Annotated in this window: 18 protein-coding genes; 7 read left to right on the top strand and 11 right to left on the bottom strand. The window is 70.6% G+C overall.

Features of this window, described 5'->3' with window-relative positions:
- Window positions 1–267: 267 nt before the first annotated feature.
- On the bottom strand, window positions 268–1,974 hold the full coding sequence (locus ACZ6YG_RS34645; protein ID WP_466020335.1) for an ATP-binding protein: 1,707 nt from the start codon (window positions 1,972–1,974) through the stop codon (window positions 268–270).
- A 236-nt stretch (window positions 1,975–2,210) separates the two neighbouring features.
- Between ACZ6YG_RS34645 and ACZ6YG_RS34640 the strand changes: the two genes are divergently transcribed.
- The gene (locus tag ACZ6YG_RS34640; RefSeq protein WP_466020334.1) at window positions 2,211–2,693 is read left to right on the top strand and encodes a cupin domain-containing protein; all 483 of its coding nucleotides are present in this window, start codon (window positions 2,211–2,213) and stop codon (window positions 2,691–2,693) included.
- A gap of 48 nt (window positions 2,694–2,741) precedes the next feature.
- Here the strand turns inward: ACZ6YG_RS34640 and ACZ6YG_RS34635 are convergent, their stop codons facing one another.
- Complete coding sequence (locus tag ACZ6YG_RS34635) at window positions 2,742–3,602, bottom strand: hypothetical protein (protein ID WP_466020333.1); 861 nt, start codon at window positions 3,600–3,602, stop codon at window positions 2,742–2,744.
- A 200-nt stretch (window positions 3,603–3,802) separates the two neighbouring features.
- Between ACZ6YG_RS34635 and ACZ6YG_RS34630 the strand changes: the two genes are divergently transcribed.
- Window positions 3,803–4,255 carry a hypothetical protein gene (locus tag ACZ6YG_RS34630; protein WP_466020332.1) on the top strand — a complete coding sequence of 151 codons (453 nt, stop codon included), beginning with the start codon at window positions 3,803–3,805 and terminating at the stop codon, window positions 4,253–4,255.
- A gap of 64 nt (window positions 4,256–4,319) precedes the next feature.
- Here the strand turns inward: ACZ6YG_RS34630 and ACZ6YG_RS34625 are convergent, their stop codons facing one another.
- Window positions 4,320–4,787 (bottom strand): MarR family winged helix-turn-helix transcriptional regulator, encoded by a 468-nt coding sequence (locus ACZ6YG_RS34625; protein WP_397196073.1) that lies wholly within the window; start codon window positions 4,785–4,787, stop codon window positions 4,320–4,322.
- A gap of 128 nt (window positions 4,788–4,915) precedes the next feature.
- Here ACZ6YG_RS34625 and ACZ6YG_RS34620 point away from each other — a divergent pair, with 128 nt between their 5' ends.
- Entirely contained in the window at window positions 4,916–7,036 is a 2,121-nt protein-coding gene (locus ACZ6YG_RS34620) for an MMPL family transporter (RefSeq protein ID WP_466020331.1), read from the top strand.
- Here ACZ6YG_RS34620 and ACZ6YG_RS34615 read toward each other — a convergent pair.
- The 3 genes from ACZ6YG_RS34615 to ACZ6YG_RS34605 form a co-directional block, all read right to left on the bottom strand.
- The gene (locus ACZ6YG_RS34615; protein WP_466020330.1) at window positions 7,033–8,223 is read right to left on the bottom strand and encodes a tetratricopeptide repeat protein; all 1,191 of its coding nucleotides are present in this window, start codon (window positions 8,221–8,223) and stop codon (window positions 7,033–7,035) included. The genes ACZ6YG_RS34620 and ACZ6YG_RS34615 overlap by 4 nt on opposite strands.
- Entirely contained in the window at window positions 8,217–9,593 is a 1,377-nt protein-coding gene (locus ACZ6YG_RS34610; RefSeq protein ID WP_466020329.1) for an AAA family ATPase, read from the bottom strand. The genes ACZ6YG_RS34615 and ACZ6YG_RS34610 overlap by 7 nt, the downstream gene beginning before the upstream one ends.
- A 70-nt stretch (window positions 9,594–9,663) precedes the next feature.
- Window positions 9,664–9,966 carry a 4a-hydroxytetrahydrobiopterin dehydratase gene (locus ACZ6YG_RS34605; protein WP_219542959.1) on the bottom strand — a complete coding sequence of 101 codons (303 nt, stop codon included), beginning with the start codon at window positions 9,964–9,966 and terminating at the stop codon, window positions 9,664–9,666.
- Between the two features lie 82 nt (window positions 9,967–10,048).
- Here ACZ6YG_RS34605 and ACZ6YG_RS34600 point away from each other — a divergent pair, with 82 nt between their 5' ends.
- Window positions 10,049–10,963, top strand: a complete 915-nt coding sequence (locus ACZ6YG_RS34600) for a lytic transglycosylase domain-containing protein (protein ID WP_466020328.1) — start codon at window positions 10,049–10,051, stop codon at window positions 10,961–10,963.
- Here the strand turns inward: ACZ6YG_RS34600 and ACZ6YG_RS34595 are convergent.
- Together ACZ6YG_RS34595 and folE are read right to left on the bottom strand one after the other, a co-directional pair.
- On the bottom strand, window positions 10,952–11,308 hold the full coding sequence (locus ACZ6YG_RS34595) for an ArsC/Spx/MgsR family protein (protein ID WP_466020327.1): 357 nt from the start codon (window positions 11,306–11,308) through the stop codon (window positions 10,952–10,954). The genes ACZ6YG_RS34600 and ACZ6YG_RS34595 overlap by 12 nt on opposite strands.
- Window positions 11,305–11,856, bottom strand: a complete 552-nt coding sequence (gene folE / locus ACZ6YG_RS34590; RefSeq protein ID WP_148035352.1) for a GTP cyclohydrolase I FolE — start codon at window positions 11,854–11,856, stop codon at window positions 11,305–11,307. The genes ACZ6YG_RS34595 and folE overlap by 4 nt, the downstream gene beginning before the upstream one ends.
- Before the next feature lie 109 nt (window positions 11,857–11,965).
- Between folE and ACZ6YG_RS34585 the strand changes: the two genes are divergently transcribed.
- Window positions 11,966–12,652: a helix-turn-helix transcriptional regulator gene (locus tag ACZ6YG_RS34585; RefSeq protein WP_148037124.1), complete on the top strand. Its 687-nt coding sequence runs from the start codon at window positions 11,966–11,968 to the stop codon at window positions 12,650–12,652.
- Window positions 12,653–12,655: 3 nt separating this feature from the next.
- The gene (locus tag ACZ6YG_RS34580) at window positions 12,656–13,840 is read left to right on the top strand and encodes an NAD(P)/FAD-dependent oxidoreductase (protein ID WP_364229506.1); all 1,185 of its coding nucleotides are present in this window, start codon (window positions 12,656–12,658) and stop codon (window positions 13,838–13,840) included.
- A 48-nt stretch (window positions 13,841–13,888) separates the two neighbouring features.
- Here ACZ6YG_RS34580 and ACZ6YG_RS34575 read toward each other — a convergent pair whose 3' ends face one another.
- The 3 genes from ACZ6YG_RS34575 to ACZ6YG_RS34565 are packed head-to-tail and all read right to left on the bottom strand — an operon-like array spanning window position 13,889 to window position 16,100.
- Window positions 13,889–14,857 (bottom strand): NAD(P)-dependent alcohol dehydrogenase, encoded by a 969-nt coding sequence (locus tag ACZ6YG_RS34575; RefSeq protein ID WP_466020326.1) that lies wholly within the window; start codon window positions 14,855–14,857, stop codon window positions 13,889–13,891.
- Window positions 14,854–15,768 carry an HAAS signaling domain-containing protein gene (locus ACZ6YG_RS34570; protein WP_466020325.1) on the bottom strand — a complete coding sequence of 305 codons (915 nt, stop codon included), beginning with the start codon at window positions 15,766–15,768 and terminating at the stop codon, window positions 14,854–14,856. Before ACZ6YG_RS34570 ends, ACZ6YG_RS34575 begins: the two co-directional genes overlap by 4 nt.
- Window positions 15,765–16,100, bottom strand: a complete 336-nt coding sequence (locus ACZ6YG_RS34565) for a PadR family transcriptional regulator (protein ID WP_148035348.1) — start codon at window positions 16,098–16,100, stop codon at window positions 15,765–15,767. The genes ACZ6YG_RS34570 and ACZ6YG_RS34565 overlap by 4 nt, the downstream gene beginning before the upstream one ends.
- A 76-nt stretch (window positions 16,101–16,176) precedes the next feature.
- On the opposite strand from ACZ6YG_RS34565, the gene ACZ6YG_RS34560 reads away from it, so the two are divergent.
- Window positions 16,177–16,635, top strand: coding sequence for a pyridoxamine 5'-phosphate oxidase family protein (locus ACZ6YG_RS34560; RefSeq protein ID WP_466020324.1), 459 nt, complete (start codon window positions 16,177–16,179; stop codon window positions 16,633–16,635).
- The last annotated feature ends 15 nt before the right edge of the window (window positions 16,636–16,650 follow it).

Genomic DNA, 16,650 nt, shown 5'->3' with positions numbered 1-16,650 from the left:
ACAGCCGGGCACCCACGCTGACCACAGCGAGGAAATCGACCTCCAGCCGAAGACTTCAGCCGACCAACTCAAGGTCGAGAAAGATCGAGGCTAGAGCGCCTCGGTATCGGACCGCGAAGTCGCGCACCGTACCGCCAGCACGATGAGGACGACGGAAGTTCGGAGGGTACGGGTACACGCGGAAGTTCCGTGTGGAGCGTGGCGCTGAACTTCGCCCGCGCCTCCGTCTCCTCGTACAGGGCCTGCGTGGAGATGAGTGCCGCGGTCTCACTTCGGGAATTTGGCTCCCGGGCCGTAGCGCACTCCAGCGCCTCCTTTCGCGTCTCCGATCTTCTTCAGAATTTCGCGTTCGCGAAGGCTGTTGATCAGGTCGCGGGCGGCGTAGACGTGAAGATCGAAAAGGCGGCGAACACTCTGATTGGTGATGAAGCCGTATTCTTTTACGTGATCTATGACCTTCTGGTCGGTATCGTCGATCGCGCGCTGACGGTAAGTGACTGACCGAGACATGGACGCAAGGGATTCTGACCGCAGTCGATACGTCGGGAACGGTCGGCGAACGGTTCGGCTCGTGGCCTCGATGAGGCCATATTCGTCCGCCATGGTGGAAAGCACTTCCTGCGCCTCTGCCGGCGTGCGTTGAATTGTGCTCGCCAATTTCGGGGCGTCTATACTTCTGCTGTGCCGCAGATGTGACAGTGTGAGAAGAACATTCAGGTCTCGGCCGGCCCGAGCCGGCAAATCGCTCACGAAACGCGCGAGCGCCTTGTTCCCGATCCCTCCGCCGAGGGTCGCCCGAACCAGGGTGCCCTTGTCCTCGAATTGCGGTGGCTCTTTACCGACGCGTAGCATCTCGCGGTAGGCTCTATCGACTCCTTGCCCAGTGCGCTCAGCCAGCTGAAGTACGGATACCGTCTCCGTGAGAAGCCTGTTTCGCGGGGTCGATGGATACGTGAGAATGTTGGCCGGCGTCACCCCGGCGACCAGGCCGCCAGGGCTTGAGATCGCCAGACGTTCTGGTGAGTGCTCGACATCCACCGTTCCACTGGTTTCGTAAGAGCGATGGATGAACGCGTTGATGACGATCTCTCTGACAGCTTCGCCAGGGTAGTCCGTGAGTGCTAGTTGAACTCCGCCTGCCACATTGAGAGGGTGGATCTCGCGACGTGTTTCGATGGCCTCCGTCAAGATTTGGATGGCCGCTATCAAAGGCCGGTTTCCTCGCATCCGTCCGGTCGCCTCACTGCCCGAGGTCGGCCTGAACTGGTAGGAGTAACCGTAGCTGGGAACGACCCTGCCGATAAGCGACTCATCGCCCAGCAGAAGCACGCCTGCGTTGGTGATGCTCCCGTCGGACGCGATCAGCCTCAACGACTCCAGGAGTGCCTTGTTCGGTAGGTCTGCCAAGTTGTCGCGTCCGCTTGCCGTCAAGATCTGACGAAGTCTTTCGAATTCGACCGCGCTGAGATCCGAGATGCCGACGCTGGACGAGTCGGCCGACCAGTCCACCTGGCCTCGGGCGATCATCACTTCGCGTTGTTGATCCGGGGGATACGGCAGGCACTCTTTTCCCAGGCGGCGAGTCGACAGCCCTGCGGCATTGCTGTGCGGCATGACGCCCTCCGGAACCGTGATCAGTATCAGGCGGACACCGTCGACCGTCACATCTTCAACGAAGGGCGTTATCGGGGGGCGTGTACGATCAAATATGCCTTTGCGTATCGAGTCCACGCTGTAACTCAGCGGCACTCCTCGAAGCGCGTTCAGCCGACTCGTCGCTTTGTCGTCAACGCCCAGTACAACCGTCCCGCCGCGGGCATTCACAAAACATACGAGAGCATCGGCGAGCAGATTGTAAGTGGATTTTTGAGATTCTCCTGGAAGCTCGAAGTCGAGCGTCTCCGTTTCCAGGGCATCCGCTGCCACACCGTCCCCCACGACGGCCAGTGCTTGCAACGCTTCCCGCTGATCCACCTACTGAGCGTAACTGAGAAGTGCTGCTGAATCAACACTTCTCAGTTGGTTCTCAGTAGTCATGCCGGTGATCCGCGGCGGTGACGCCGGTACCGGGGCGCCATGCCAGCATCCGCGCGGTCATGGTCGCCGCGTCGACGATCAGTGACCGGCAGGTTTAGCGGCAACCATCTTCGGTATCCGCACCTGGGACTTACCCGCGCCTCAGGGGCAGTCAGCACCGACGGGGAGAGACGATGCACATCAGCGACAACGGGCCCCGGCCGAACGCCTTCGATATCGAAGCGGCTACGCGGCAGAACGAGAACTACCGAACCACCGCATGGACCGGGAAGTATCTGCAGGTCACCCTGATGTCCATCCCGGTCGGTAAGTCGATCGGCCTCGAAGTCCACCCGGAGACCGACCAGTTCCTTCGTCTGGACGCGGGGCAGGGCACCTGTGTCATGGGCCAGGCCAAGGATCGGCTGGACTTCCAGCAACAGGTCTCCGACGGATGGTCGATCCAGGTCCCGGCCGGCACCTGGCACGACGTGATCAACACCGGTGACGAGCCACTGCGCCTCTACGCGATCTACGCCCCGGTCCACCACTCGCGCGGCATCGTCCAGCCTTCGAGCACCGACGCCGAGCGCGACGAATCGCTCGGCGTGGACGAACCTCCCGCCTGGACTGCGCAGCCCCAGGACCGCGTCCCCGACCAGCATGACACCCACTGAAATTGATCAGTAACTGAGAAGTGCTGCTGAATCAACACTTATCAGTAGTCATGCCACCCGGCGCACCCGTACCGCCAGCACGATGAGGACGACGGGAAGGAACGTGAACAGCGCCCATGTGAGCGTGATCGGATCGGCAGGGGACCGGGTGCATCCGAGCAAGGGCATCCAGGTCATCATCAGGTCGGCGGCCAGCAGGGGCACCAGCGTCAGCCAGCCCACAGCCCGGCCCAAAAGCCGGTGACCGGTGCGGGCCAGCAGCGCCCATAGGGCGAAGCCCAGCGCGACCACCAGCGGCTGCGGGAGCAGGATCACCATGGCCATGGCAGGCCCGAGCAGGATTTCCTCCAGGGCGCCGAAGCAGGAGCCGTCCATGACGATCATCCCGTACTCGGCCGTACCGGCGGCGAGGACCACCACCGTCTGAGGAACGCTCACCAGCAGCAGAGCCACGCCCCACATGACCAGCGGCCACCGCCAGCGCAGCGGACGAAGCTCGCGCTGTCCTTCCTGATGGACGGCTCGGCCGAGCGTCAGCACGAGTGCCGCCGTGGCAAGGCAGGCGACGGCGAGCAGCAGCAGATCGATGTCGTCCCAGGGGAGGGACCCCAGAGCCCCGCCATGGAGGTCGACCGGTCTGCCGAGAGCGACCTGGACGGTGACATAGTGCTGGATCTCCTCCGCACTCGGGCTGCCGAGCCCGGAGACCGGCGGCACGGCGGCGGCCACGGCGAGCAGCGTCAGCAGCGCGGCCCCGGCCCGCGAAGCCCAACGTTTACGGCGCAGCGCCACCACGGGGACCACCAGCAGGACGGCGATGACCGCGCCGGCGACGACGTTCGCGGTCTTGGGCACGATGACCGCGGGGGCCAGCGGCATGAGGATCGCCAGGGCGGATAAGGCGGGCACGGAGGTTTTTGACGACACCACCGACGCGTTTATCGCTCGCGAGGGGATCATGTCAAACCGCCTCGAAGCCCCTCTCCGACCAGCACCTGTCAGGCTTTTCCCGACAAATCATCAATAACAGCATCATTGCATTGCAATTCCGGCATTGCCGGGAGGGGATTTGCGTCGCTACAACCCTCTTTGAGCAACTGGAGGGGTGTATGTCGGGGATGACTGGCCGGCGCGTGGTCCGGCTGATGGCGGCGGCTGCCGGGGGAGCGGTCGTGGCGGGGATCGTGGTCGGGGGTGCGGCGCGGCTGCTGATGAGCCTGATCGCGATCGCGGCGGCGGAACAGAGCCAGTTCAGCCTGATGGGGACGGTGGGCGTCTTCATCGCGTTCACGGTGCTCGCCGTGCCGGCGGCGGTGACCGGTGCCGCGCCGAGGGTGGTGCGGGTGGCGGGGCGGTGGGTGACCGCGGCCGTGACCGGGTTCGGGGTGGCGTCCACCGGGTTCGCCGACGGCGCCGCGGTCATTCTCGCGCCCGACGGGCGCATGACGTACATCGCGATGGTGGTGGTCGGGTTCGGCGCCGTCGTGGTGGCTCATGGCCTGTTCGCCCAGTACGTCACGCGGCGCCTGGCCGGAGCTCCCTCGCGACAGGCGGCCGTCTGACGGGTGGTCGTCTTCAGCGCCACCTCGCCGAGCGATGCGAGCGCGGCGCATCGTCGGAGATGCGTCAACGGCGGGTGGCGAGCTCGTTCAGCGTCTGGGTGACGCGGTGCAACCAGTCGGCGATGACCTCCAGCTCGGCCTCCGAGTAGCGCTCGTGCATCGCGAGCATGGCCTGGGCGATGCCGAGCTGGTCGCCGGTGGCGGGGCCGGGCTCGGGCTCGGTGGCGGGGCGGACGATCACCTTGCGCCGGTCGTCGGGGTGGCGGTCGCGGGCGACGAGGCCGCGGGCCTCCAGCCGGTCGATCAGCGCGGTGACCGACCCGGTGGCCAGCCTGAGCCACTGGGCGATCTCGCCGGGGGTCATGGGGCCCTGGATGCGGAGCAGCGCGTACGCCTGGAAGTCGGTGGGGTTGAGGTCGAGGCCCAGCGACATGGTGTGGAGCAGCCGGACGAGCCCGGTCGCGAGGCGCTGCCCGTCCTGCTGGATGTCGAGATAGAGGCGCTCGCGGGATCCGGAGCGCGAGGTGTCCATCTTTCTCCCTACCGGCCGGCGCGGTGTCGCCCGTCATTGTAGGGGCAGCTCAGGGGGGCGGTGTGGGGGCCCGTTCGCGTCATGTATCTTGATTTTCAAGTAGCTTGATTATCGAGGGAAGGCGCAGGATGTCCGTTCACGACACCCGCACGCGGACCGGTACGGAGCGCCGTCATGCCCGGCCGCGGCGGCACCGAGCCTGGTACGGCGCGGCCGTGCTGATCGCCGTGGTCTGGCTGTTCGGAGCCGGCCCGCTCGGCATGTTCATGGGCAAGCTGACCGAGGTGCAGACCAACGACCAGTCTGCCTTCCTGCCCATCGGCGCCGAGTCCACGCAGGTCCAGGAGGCGCGCGAGGCCTTCGAGGAGAGCGACGCGGTGCCCGCCTTCGTCGTCTACTCGGCCGACCAGCCGCTCTCCCGGGAACGGCTGGCCGAGATCGCCCAGGACGCGCAGCGGATCTCCGCCGAGCCCTGGATCCAGGGCAAGGTCGCCGGGCCCATCCCGGGGACCGAGGACCCGAGCGTCGCCCAGCTCGTCGTGTCGATCAGCGACCAGGTCGAGGCCGACGTCGCCGTCGACGAGCTGCGCGCCCTGCTCGGTGACAGCGCGGCCCAGGGCACGACCGTGCAGGTCGCCGGGCCCGCCGCGCTGGGCGCCGACCTCGGCGCGGCGTTCGGCGGCATCGACGGCACGCTGTTGCTCGTGGCGCTCGGCGCGGTGCTGGTCATCCTCATCGCCGTCTACCGGTCGCCGCTGCTGCCGCTCGTGGTCATCGTCTCCGCCATGCTCGCGCTCGTGCTGGCCGCCTTCGTCGTCTATCTGATGGCCGACGCGGGCTGGATCGAGCTGAACGGGCAGAGCCAGGGCATCCTGTTCATCCTGGTCGTGGGCGCGTGCACGGACTACGCCCTGCTGCTGGTCGCGCGCTACCGGGAGGCGCTGTACGAGAAGGAACGGCCGATCGACGCCATCAGGGTGGCGGTGCGCGGCACCGTCGAGCCCATCGTCGCCTCCGGCGGCACCGTCATCCTCGGCGTGCTCTGCCTGCTGGCCAGCAACCTGGCCTCGAACCGCGGGCTGGGCCCGGTGGCCGCGCTCGGCATCGCCGCCGCCCTCGTCTCCGCGCTCACGTTCCTGCCCGCGGTGCTCCTGCTGCTCGGCCGGGCCGCGTTCTGGCCGCTGTTGCCGCGTACCGGCGACCAGGAGGCCGACGCCGACTCGACCGCCGCCATCGTGCGCCGTCACCGGCTGTGGGGCCGCGTGGCCAGGTCCGTGGAACGGCGGCCGCGCGCGTACTGGGTCATCACGGTGGTGGCGCTGGCCGCGGCGGCGGCGTTCGTGCCGCAGTTCAAGGCCGAGGGCACCTCGCAGCTGGACGTGTTCCGCACCGAGGTCGAGTCCGTCGCCGGGCAGCGGACGCTGGAGCGCGGCTTCGGCTCCGCCGGCTCGGCCACGCCCGCCACCATCCTCACCTCGGCCGACCAGGCGGAGCAGGTCAAGGCCGCCGCGGAAGGGGTGGCGGGCGTCACCGAGGTCACCCGGGTGGACAAGGTCGTGGACGGGCGGACGCTGCTGCACGCCACGCTCGGCGAGCCCGCCGAGTCGACCGCCGCCGTCGAGGTCGTCCGCGACCTGCGGGCCGCCGTGCACGCGGTGCCGGGAGCGGACGCGCAGGTCGGCGGCACTGCGGCGGTCACCCTGGACACGCTCGACACCTCGGCGCGCGACCTGCGGGTGGTGATCCCGCTCGTGCTGCTCGTCGTGCTGCTGGTCCTGATCGCGCTGCTGCGCTCGCTGGTGGCCCCGCTGGTGCTCATCGCGACCACGGTGCTGTCCTTCGCCACCGCCCTGGGCGTCGGCGCGCTGATCTTCAACCACGTGCTCGACCTGCCGGGCGCCGATCCGGCGGTGCCGCTGTTCGCCTTCGTCTTCCTGGTGGCGCTGGGCATCGACTACAACATCTTCCTGATGACCCGGGCCAGGGAGGAGACGATCCGGCACGGCGAGCGCGAGGGCACCCTGCGCGCCCTCACGCTCACCGGCGGCGTCATCACCTCGGCCGGCGTGGTGCTGGCGGCGACGTTCGCGGCGCTTGCCGTGCTGCCGCTGCTGTTCCTGATCCAGCTCGCCTTCCTGGTGGCCTTCGGCGTCCTGCTGGACGCGCTGATCGTGCGCTCGCTGCTGGTGCCCGCGCTGTCGCTGGACATCGGCCGCCGCATGTGGTGGCCGAGCCGCCTGTCCCGCTAGACCGCCGGGCGGGGGCGGAAGACCTTCCGTACGCCGGCCGCGATCCAGATCGTGGCCAGGGCGGCGTACAGGGACAGGATGGCGGGGGCGAAGGCGGAGGTGGCGACCGCGACGGCGATCGTCACCGCGAGCGCCCCCGCCCAGACGGCCAGGATGCGCCGGCCGGCCGCCGAACCGGTGTGTACGGCCTCCTGGACCGGGGTGACCAGGGCCATGGTCGCCACGCCGGCGGTGCCGAGGACATCGAGGCCGAGTCCGATGCCCAGGCCGAGCATGACCGCGCCGGCCACCGGCAGGGCCAGGCACAGCAGGGACACCCGGCCCGCCGCCCCCTCGAACAGCAGGCGGGTGGCCTTGGCCCTGGCCAGCCGGAGCGTGGTCCAGGACTCGGCCACCCACGCCGCCCAGTGCAGCAGCGCGCTGATCACGAAGACCGCGATGACCGGCGGCAGCGCGGGCAGCAGGAACAGCAGCCGCCAGCTCACCCGGAACCGCAGCTTCGCCAGCAGGCGGTAGACGGGGTTGCGCTGCTTCAGCGCGTACACCAGGAGGTCCCTGGCCGCGTCGAAGCCCGGGTCCAGGCGGAGCACCTCGCGGAAGGACTCGGCGGCGGTCCTCGGGTCGCCGGCGGCCAGCGCGGCGCGGCCGTAGGCCCAGTGCGCCAGCGCGCTCTCCGGGTCGTTGCCGACGGCCTGGGCGGCGACGGTCCTGGCGTGCTCGTTCTGACCGAGCATGATCAGGGCGATGGCCAGCAGACTGGCCAGCTCGGCGTGCTGCGGGTCCAGCCCCAGGCCGCGGCCGGCGGTCTCGGCCATCTGGGGCCAGTCGTGCCTGGTCATGTGGACGCGCGCCAGCAGCTCCCAGGACGGGGCGTGCTCGGGTGAGAGCGCCAGCCCGGCGACGACCGCGCGGACCGCCTCGTCGACCAGCCCCGCCTGGAAGTGCACCTGGCCGGAGAGGTAGTGCGGAACGTAGTGGTCGGGCGCGAGCCGCACCCCCTCGCGCGACTCCTCCAGCGCCTCGTCCGTACGGTCCTGCTGGACCAGCGCCAGGCCGAGCAGCGCGTGCGCGCCGGCGTGCTGGGGCTCCTCGGTGAGGACTCCGCGCAGCTCCCGCTCGGCGTCCGCCGGGCGGCCCATCTGCAGTAACAGCCGTGCCCGCTCCAGCGAGTCGCGGACCGTCACCATGTGCGCTGGATGTACGGCATGAGGTCGTCCCAGGCGCCCGACTCGTTGGCGTGCATCACGTAGTTGCGTGCGGTCGCCATCCACTCCCGCACGGACGTGGGCCTGGCCGTCTTGGCCGCGGCCAGCAGGTCGCGGGTCGACAGCGGGACCGGCCGGCCCGCGCGGATCGACTCCTGCAGCTTGGCCTCGACCGCCCGGTCCACCACGCCCTTGAGGTCGGCGCCGACGAACTGGTCGGTGACCTTGGCCACCGCGCCGAAGTCGACCTCCGCCAGCGGCTTGTCGCGGCACAGGATGCGCAGGATCGCCGCGCGCGCGTCCGCGTCCGGCGGCGGTACGAAGACGAGCTGGTCGAACCGGCCCGGCCGGCGGAACGCCACGTCGATGTACCAGGGCGCGTTCGTGGCGGCCAGCACCAGCACGCCCTCGTTGGCGTTCTGGTCCACGCCGTCCAGCTCCGCCAGGAACTGGTTGACGAGCTGCCGGTTGTGCGTCTGGCGCATGTCGGAGCGGCGCGCCGCCAGCGCGTCCACCTCGTCGAAGAACAGCACGCACGGCCGGTGGCGGCGGGCCAGGTCGAACGTGGCGCGCAGGTTCCGCTCGCTGGAGCCGACGTACATGTCGAGGATGTCGGCCAGGCCGACGCTCACGAACGCCGCGCCGAGCTCCCCGGCGGCGGCCCTGGCCAGGTGCGTCTTGCCGGCTCCCGGCGGCCCGTACAGCAGGACACCGCCGCCGGCGCGCTTGCCGAACGCGGCGAACAGCTCGGGCTGCTGCATCGGCAGCAGCAGCTTGACCCGGAGCGCCTCCTTGACCTCGTCCATCCCGGCGACGTCGGCGAAGCTGAAGCCGGACCGCTCGACCTCCGCGGTCGAGCGCTCGTGGGTGACGGACGAGGGCGCCATGTACGCGGGCGGGGCGGGCGGGTTTCCCGCGGGCGGCCCGGCGGGTTCCGCGACCACCGGTGGCGAGGCCACCAGGCGGCCCGCCAGGTCGGCGTCCGCGACGGACGGGTCACGCGAGACCGCCTCGTGGTAGCGGTAGGCCGCCTTGTGCAGGTCGCCCTCACCCAGCAGGGCGCGGGCCGCCAGCACGCCCACCTTCGGCGGGTACCCGCCCTCGGCCAGCAGCGGCTCCAGCGCCGACAGCGCCTCTCCGTACGAGCTCTGCCGGACGAACGCCTCGGCCAGCCCGGCCACGATGTCCGGGTCCTTGGGCGCGAGCACGAGCGCGGCACGGAACTCGGCCTCCGCGTCGGCGAGATATCCCTTGCCCAGCAGCTGCTCTGCCAGGTGCCGGCGCAGTGGGAGGTTGTCCGGGGAGAGGCGCGCGGCCTCGCTGAGCGCCCTCAAACCGGGGTCGTCGACCACGTGCCGGGTCCCTTCTGTCGCGATTCCGGTGGTTCAGAACTACGTAAGCTACCGAAATCGGGACAGGACCTCAGCCCTTGTCGCGTGTGGCGCCGCTCAGCACCTGGTCGATGCGGGCCGCCAGTTCCACGTCCTTGGGCGTGACGCCGCCCGCGCTGTGCGTCCAGAGGCGGAAGCGGACGCCGCTGTCGGTGCGGTCGATGTCCGGGTGGTGGTTCATCTCCTCCGCCTCGTTCAGCACCGCCTCGCTCAGCCAGCCGAAGCTGTCGGGCGTGATCGGGACGTCCTTGACCAGGGCGTTCCCCTCGCTGTGCCAGCCTTCCAGCGCGACCAGCGCGGTGTCGATCTCGTCACGGTTGAGCAGTTCGGTCATGATGTGCTCCCTGCGGTAAGTGGCCGTCACCCTTGGCGTACCACCGGAACGGACCTTCACACACCGGGTAGATTGGCCGCCCATGCGAAGCTTCCGCGTCGTGACGGCGGCGGCGGTGCTCACGGCCGCCGCGGGCTGCGCCGCCCAGGAGAGCGCCGCCCCGCCGTCGGTCCCCACGCCCACCACGGCGCCCACCACGGCGCCCACCACCGCGTCCCCCGCCCCGGAACCCAGCCCCGACCTGCCCGATCCGGACGAACGCATCCCGAGGGATCCGGCGAAGCTGGCCGCGGCGCTGGAGAAGACCACCGAGGCCCTCGCCGAGGCCATTGACGGCTGGGACAAGAAGCGGGAGCCGCCCGAGGACGTCGAGCTCCTCGCCCTCCACCACCAGCGCATCCACCGGTTCGCCGCGCGCAACCCGGAGATCGCCGAGAAGGCGTTCGCCCGCCTGCCCGAGCGGCTGGCCGCCGGAGCCAGGGACGACACCCGGGCCATCCGCGAGCTGCTGGCCCTCGCCCACCCCGTCAAGAGCACGTCGGTCATCAGGACCCGCGACGCCCGCCCCGCCGCCGAGCTGCTCCGCTACTTCAAGCAGGCCGAGCGCCGCTTCGGCGTGGAGTGGGAGGTGCTGGCGGCGGTCATGTTCGCCGAGACGAAGTTCGGCCGGGTCAGGTCGGCCAGCCACGTCGGCGCGCAGGGGCCGATGCAGTTCATGCCCGCCACCTGGAAGGCGTACGGGATGGGCGGCGACGTCCAGGACCACCGCGACGCGGTCATGGCCGCCGCCAACTACCTGCGCGCCACCGGCGCGCCCCGCGACTACGGGCGCGCGCTGCACGCCTACAACCCCTCCCAGCGGTACGTGAACGCCATCCAGTCGCACGCCCGCCAGATCAAGCGGGATCCGGTGAACTACTACGTCTACTACAACTGGCAGGTGTACGTGATCACCACCAAGGGGGAGCGGCGCGTCACCGGCCCGTCAGAGGGCTGACCGGACCGCCTCCTCGGTGCGGGCGACCACGGCGGCGCCGTCGGCGGCGGTGATGATCGGGCGCTGGATCAGGATCGGATGGCCCGCCAGCGCGCCGATCCAGCGGTCGCGGCTCTCCGGGGCGCGCGGCCAGGTCTCCAGGCCCAGCTCGGCGGCGACCGGCTCGCCGTGGCGGGTGATGTCCCACGGCTCCAGCCCCAGCCTGGCCAGCACGTCGCGGAGCTCCTGCTCGGTCGGCGGGTCGTCCAGGTAGCGGCGGACGGTGTAGCCGGCCTGCTCGGCGTCCAGGATCGACAGGGCGGCGCGGCACTTCGAGCAGTCGGGGTTGATCCAGATCTCGATCATTTCGGCAGTCCCGTGAGAGCGAAGAACTCGGCCCGGGCGCGGGCGTCGTCACGCAGCGTACCGAGCAGCGTGGAGGTGAGGGTGCGCGATCCGGGAGCCTGCACGCCGCGCAGCGTCATGCACGTGTGGTCGGCCTCGATGACGACGCCGACCCCCTCGGGGTCGAGCTGGTCGTGCAGCCACCCGGCCACCTGGCGGGTCAGCCGTTCCTGCACCTGGGGGCGGCAGGCGAAGTGCTCCACGACCCTGGCCAGCTTCGACAGCCCCACGATGCGCTTGCCCGGCAGGTAGCCGACGTGCGCGAGCCCGGTGAACGGCAGCAGGTGGTGCTCGCAGATCGACCGCAGGGGGATGGACCGTACCAGGACGAGCTCGTCGTAGCCCTCGTCGTTGGGGAAGGTGGTCAGTTCGAACGGGCGCGGGCTCAGCATCTCGGCGTACGCGTGCGCCATCCGGCGCGGGGTCTCGCGCAGGCTCTCCTCGTCGGTGTCGACGCCCAGCGCCGCCAGGAACCGCTCGGCCGCGTGCTCGGCCTCGGCCAGGTCCATCAAGGGACCACCTCCTATTTTCACCAACAAGTGTTAGTCATATCCCCATATTTGGTCAATAGTGACCTGTTTCGCCAGCGGTCTTGGGTGTTAACCTGACGGCGTGACGATGTCGGAGCAGGCCCGTGCGGCCGTCGCGGTGCTCAGCGACGACCTGCGGCGGCGCATGTACGACTTCATCAGGCGCGCCGACCGGCCCGTCACCCGCGACGAGGCCGCCGAGAGCGTCGGCATCTCGCGCAAGCTCGCCGCCTTCCACCTCGACAAGCTGGTCGCGGTCGGGCTGCTGTCCGCCGGATACGGACGTCCGGGGGAGCCGCGCCCGGTCGGCCGGGCGCCCAAGGTCTACCAGCCCACCGGCCTCGACGTGCGGGTCAGCATCCCGCCGCGCGAGCACGAGCTGCTCGCCGGCATCCTCCTGGAGGGCCTGCGCGTCCAGGGCCCGGAGGAGACGGGCCGCGAGGCCGCGCTCCGCGCCGCCGCAGCACGCGGGCGCGAGCTGGGTGCGGCCGAGCGCGACCGGGCCAAGCCGGGCAGGCTGGGCGCCGAGCGCGCGCTGACGTGCGCCGGGCAGGTGCTCGAACGCCACGGGTTCGAGCCCGTACGAGCGAGCCCGACCCTGCTGCGGCTGCTCAACTGCCCCTTCCACCCGCTGGCCGCCAAGGACCCCGATCTGGTGTGCGCGATCAACCACGCGTTCCTGGCCGGGTTCCTCGAAGGGCTGGACGCGTCCACCGCCGAGGCCGTGCTGGCCCCGCGGCCGGGCGCCTGCTGCGTCGAACTGAGAGGAGCCTGACCGATGACCTACGTGATCGCCGGCGGCGGCCTGGCCGCCGCCAAGGCCGCGGAGGCGCTGCGCGAGCAGGGCTACGACGGCCGCCTGGTCCTGGCGGGGGCGGAGCCGCACCTGCCGTACGAACGTCCCCCGCTGTCGAAGTCCTACCTGCAGGGCAAGTCCGAGCGCGACAAGATCTTCGTCCACGACGCGGCCTGGTACGCCGAACAGCAGGTGGAGGTGCTGACCGGCACCTCGGTCACCGCCGTCGACCGCGCCGCCCACCAGGTCACCCTGTCCGACGGCGCGCGGCTCGACTACGCCAAACTCCTGCTGGCCACCGGCGCCACCCCGCGCCGCCTCCCGGGCGACGCCCTCTACCTGCGGTCGGTCGACGACAGCGAGCGCATCCGCGACGTGCTGGCCCGCGCCTCCCGGGTGGTGATCATCGGCGCCGGCTGGATCGGCCTGGAGGTGGCCGCCGCCGCCCGCGCCGCCGGCGTGGAGGTGACCCTGCTGGAGTCCGACGGCGCGCCGCTGCTGCGCGTCCTCGGCCCGCGGCTCGGCGCCGCCTTCGCCGACCTCCACCGCGACCACGGCGTCGACCTGCGGCTCGGCGTCAAGGTGGAGGAGATCGCGGGAGGCGTCCGGCTGGCCGACGGCACCCGCGTCGAGGCCGACGCCGTCATCGCCGGCATCGGCGTCGAGCCCGACACCCGGCTCGCCGTCGCGGCCGGGCTCAAGGTCGACGACGGCGTGGTGGTCGACGCCTCGCTGCGCACCTCCGACCCCGACGTCTTCGCCGCCGGCGACGTGGCCCGCGCCTACCATCCGCTGCTCGGCACCCACATCCGGGTCGAACACTGGGCCAACGCGCTCAACCAGCCGGCCGTCGCCGCCGCCGCGATGCTGGACAGGGAGGCGTCCTACGACCGGCTGCCCTACTTCTACACCGACCAGTACGACCTGGGCATGGAGTACACCGGCTACGTCCGCCCCGGCGAGGCCGACGACGTGGTGATCCGCGGTGACCTGGACTCCCGCGAGTACATCGCGTTCTGGCTGGCGGAGGGCAGGGTCGTGGCCGGCATGAACGTCAACGTCTGGGACGTCACCGACGACATCAAGACCCTGATCCGCGCCGCGGCCCCGGCCGACCGCGCCAAGCTGGCCGACCCGGCCGTCCCCCTCACCGAGACCCTGGCATGACGAGACGGCCGGGAAGCCAGGGCTACCCTGGCTTCCCGGCCGCCCGCGTCACACGGTGATGGCGATCTTCGATCGGGCGTGCCGTTCCTCGAAGTGACGCAGGGCGTCGGGGGCCTCGCCCAGCGGGTACGCGCACTCGACGTGCGGGCGGACGGCGCCGGACTCGATGAGCTCCTTCAGCGTGGCCAGGTTGCCGGCGCTCCGGCCGGCGACGGACGACCGGAGCGTACGGTCGCCGAACGGCGACATCACGACGGCCCGGAGGATGCGGTCCATGGGGCCGAGCCACGTGCCGCCGCCTCCGGAGGAGAGCACGAGCACGCCGCCCGGGTTCAGCAGGCGCGTCAGCTCCCGCAGCGGCCGGTTGCCGACCAGGTCGAGGATCACGTCGAAGCGCCGCCCCGCCTGAGCGAAGTCGGCACGGGTGTAGTCGATCACCTCGTCCGCGCCGAGCGACCGGACCAGCTCGACGTTCCTCGTCCGGCACACCCCGGTGACCTCGCCGCCCAGCGCCTTGGCGACCTGCACCGAGAACGTGCCGACGCCCCCGGAGGCGCCGTTGACCAGGACCGACTGCCCGGCCCGCAGCCTGCCCGCGTCGCGCAGGCCCTTCAGCGCGGTGTTGCCCGCGACGGGGACCGCGGCCGCCTCCTCGAAGCTCAGCCCGCCGGGCATGGCCGCCAGGAACTTCTCCGGCACCCGCGCGTACTCGGCGTAGGCCCCGGCCACGACCTCGCCGTACACCGCGTCACCCGGCCCGAACCGCGTCACGCCGGGCCCCACCGCCTCCACCACGCCGGCCAGGTCGTGGCCGGGCACCCGATGCCGGGGCCGCCGCGGGCCCAGCACCAGCCGGGCCGCGTACGGCACGCCCCTGGTGGTGACCAGGTCGCCGAAGTTGACCGACGAGGCGCGCACCCGTACCAGCACCTCGCCGTCACCGGGCACCGGCCGGTCCACCTCTCCGATCCCTAAGATCCCGGGCGGGCCGTACGCCCGCTGCACGATCGCCTTCATGCCTTCCTCCTCCGTGCCCGGACGAACCCGTTGATCGAGTCGTTGACCGCCATGAGGACCACGACGATCACGACCACCCACGTCACCACGCCCTCGGGCCAGCCCATGGCCTCCAGGAACGCGTCGTTCAGCAGCGCCCCGCCCGCCGTCACCCACACGCCGAGCACGACGAACGCCAGTCCCATCACCGCGTGCGCCACCGCCTGGGGGACGCCCCAGCCCACGTAGTAGCCGACCAGGTCGAAGCCGATCCGTACGGCGGCGAAGACCACCGCCAGGTACAGCCAGCCGGACTCCCACAGCCCCGGCGAGATCACCGGGACCGGCCCGTAGAGCTGGACCAGCACCAGCAGGCAGATCAGCACCGTCGCGACCGAGGTGCCGCCGATCAGCGACGTGCGGTCGATCCGCCGCGCGGGCAGCTCGGGCAGCGTGGCCGGATCCCACCGGGCCGGCCGCCTGTCGCGCATCGACGGCGCCCGCTGGACGGCCGCGAACACCAGCGTCACCCAGAACGCGACGTGCATCGCCACCGTCAGCGTGGTCCCGGTCGCCTCCCACAGCGCCCGCCCGGCGGGCCCGCCCCGCGCGAACCCCACCACGCTCGCACCCAGGAACACCAGCGGGACGGCGGTCGTCAGCAGCGTCTTCAGCAGGCGCGTGTAGCTCAGGTAGAGCGCGGGCCCGATCAGATGGAGCGGCCGGCCCGCGTACTCGGCGGCCAGCCGGGCCGGGTCGCCGAGCGCGGCGAGCGCCTCCACCTCGGCCCGCGACTCGTCCTCGCCCGTCCGGAGCCGCACCTCGACGGCGTCCGCGATCGAGGAGCGCAGCTCCAGCTCGATGTCGCGGCGCTGCCCTTCGGGGATGCCGCGCAGCGCCTCGGCGACGTAGCGGTCGGTGAGCGTGGTCATTCGTCGTCCCTGAGCTTGGTGAAGGCGGTGTGCAGCTCGTCCCAGTCGCGGGACAGGATGTCGGCCAGCTCGGCCCCGTCGGGGCTGGTCACGTAGTACTTGCGCGGGCGCGACTCGTCGGTGTTCCACTCGGCGGTCAGCAGTCCCTGCTTCTCCAGCCGGCGCAGCAGCGGGTAGAGCGTGTTGGCGTCGACCGCGAACCCGCAGCTCTCCAGCGTCTCCAGCAGCGCGTAGCCGTAGCCGGGGCGGCGCAGGATCAGCAGGCAGGCCAGCACGATGGTGCCGCGCCGGATCTCCTGGCGGTGCGTGGCCAGTACGTCATCCTCTATCACGTCTCACACGGTACTGTGTGGCACACAGTACGGACAAGAGGGAAATTCCCGGCAGGCCGCGGACGTTGATCAGGTCATGACCCAAGGACCGGCGCCTCGGCCCCTCTCTGACGAAGCCCTCTCCGACCTGCTCGGCAAGCAACGGTTCGGCACGCTCGCCACCGTCAAGCGCAGTGGCCACCCCCATCTGACGACCATGCTCTACAGCTGGGATCCCGAAGCCCGCATAGCGCGGTTCTCGACGACGGCCGACCGGATCAAGGTCCGGCATCTGCGGCACAACCCGCGCGCGGCGCTGCACGTGCAGGGCGGCGACGTGTGGTCGTTCGCCGCCGCCGACGGCGAGGCCGAGGTCTCCGACATCACGACGGTTCCGGGCGACGCGGTGGGGCGGGAACTGCTCGCGATGATCCCGGAGGACGCGAGGCCCGAGGACGGGGACGCGTTTCTGGAGCAGTTGGTCGCCGAGCGCCGGATGGTCATCCGCCTGAAGGTGGACCGGTTGTACGGAACCGCGCTCGACATCGACGGTTAGGACCTGTCGCGTCCG

The organism is Nonomuraea sp. NPDC054003, assembly GCF_055585125.1.
Note: the sequence above shows the minus strand (reverse complement) of the source record. Positions and strands in the feature narration are given on the sequence as shown.

What these genes read in the sequence shown, in the direction of transcription:
- ACZ6YG_RS34640 (WP_466020334.1), top strand. Translation starts at nt 2,211, where the DNA reads ATGCACATCAGCGACAACGGGCCCCGGCCGAACGCCTTCGATATCGAA.
- ACZ6YG_RS34630 (WP_466020332.1), top strand. Translation starts at nt 3,803, where the DNA reads ATGTCGGGGATGACTGGCCGGCGCGTGGTCCGGCTGATGGCGGCGGCT.
- ACZ6YG_RS34625 (WP_397196073.1), bottom strand. Translation starts at nt 4,787, where the DNA reads ATGGACACCTCGCGCTCCGGATCCCGCGAGCGCCTCTATCTCGACATC.
- ACZ6YG_RS34620 (WP_466020331.1), top strand. Translation starts at nt 4,916, where the DNA reads ATGTCCGTTCACGACACCCGCACGCGGACCGGTACGGAGCGCCGTCAT.
- ACZ6YG_RS34615 (WP_466020330.1), bottom strand. Translation starts at nt 8,223, where the DNA reads ATGGTGACGGTCCGCGACTCGCTGGAGCGGGCACGGCTGTTACTGCAG.
- ACZ6YG_RS34605 (WP_219542959.1), bottom strand. Translation starts at nt 9,966, where the DNA reads ATGACCGAACTGCTCAACCGTGACGAGATCGACACCGCGCTGGTCGCG.
- ACZ6YG_RS34600 (WP_466020328.1), top strand. Translation starts at nt 10,049, where the DNA reads ATGCGAAGCTTCCGCGTCGTGACGGCGGCGGCGGTGCTCACGGCCGCC.
- ACZ6YG_RS34595 (WP_466020327.1), bottom strand. Translation starts at nt 11,308, where the DNA reads ATGATCGAGATCTGGATCAACCCCGACTGCTCGAAGTGCCGCGCCGCC.
- folE (WP_148035352.1), bottom strand. Translation starts at nt 11,856, where the DNA reads ATGGACCTGGCCGAGGCCGAGCACGCGGCCGAGCGGTTCCTGGCGGCG.
- ACZ6YG_RS34585 (WP_148037124.1), top strand. Translation starts at nt 11,966, where the DNA reads ATGTCGGAGCAGGCCCGTGCGGCCGTCGCGGTGCTCAGCGACGACCTG.
- ACZ6YG_RS34580 (WP_364229506.1), top strand. Translation starts at nt 12,656, where the DNA reads ATGACCTACGTGATCGCCGGCGGCGGCCTGGCCGCCGCCAAGGCCGCG.
- ACZ6YG_RS34575 (WP_466020326.1), bottom strand. Translation starts at nt 14,857, where the DNA reads ATGAAGGCGATCGTGCAGCGGGCGTACGGCCCGCCCGGGATCTTAGGG.
- ACZ6YG_RS34570 (WP_466020325.1), bottom strand. Translation starts at nt 15,768, where the DNA reads ATGACCACGCTCACCGACCGCTACGTCGCCGAGGCGCTGCGCGGCATC.
- ACZ6YG_RS34560 (WP_466020324.1), top strand. Translation starts at nt 16,177, where the DNA reads ATGACCCAAGGACCGGCGCCTCGGCCCCTCTCTGACGAAGCCCTCTCC.